The sequence below is a fragment of the Algoriphagus lutimaris genome (assembly GCF_017051705.1).
Classification (GTDB): domain Bacteria; phylum Bacteroidota; class Bacteroidia; order Cytophagales; family Cyclobacteriaceae; genus Algoriphagus; species Algoriphagus lutimaris.
In genome coordinates, this window is sequence record NZ_JAFIDJ010000036.1 from 1 (window position 1) to 286 (window position 286).

Annotated in this window: 1 protein-coding gene; it reads left to right on the forward strand. The window is 69.6% G+C overall.

All coding sequences use genetic code 11. From position 1 onward, the window contains the following. Nucleotides 1-286, forward strand: a 286-nt coding sequence (locus JYB62_RS19680; protein WP_205647097.1) for a hypothetical protein, incomplete at both ends; no start/stop codon positions are given.

The window sequence follows — 286 nt, forward strand, 5'->3', positions numbered from 1 at the left end:
GCCGCAGGCCGACGTGGTGATCGCGCTCGGCGCGCACCTCGACCTTTTCTCCACGCAATTCCGCCACGGCCTGATCGGCCGCGACGCCCAGCTCATCCACCAGAGCGCGGTGGGCACCGACATCGGCGTGGTCTTCCCCGTCGCGCAGGCGGTCGTGGGCTCGACCGCGAGCTTCATCGAAGGCATGGCTTCCCGGCTCAAGGGCCGGTGGGAGTGGGTGGACGTGCCGAAGCTGCGCGCCGACTGGGATGCCGAGAGGAACAAGCTGCTTCGAAGCGACGCCGTC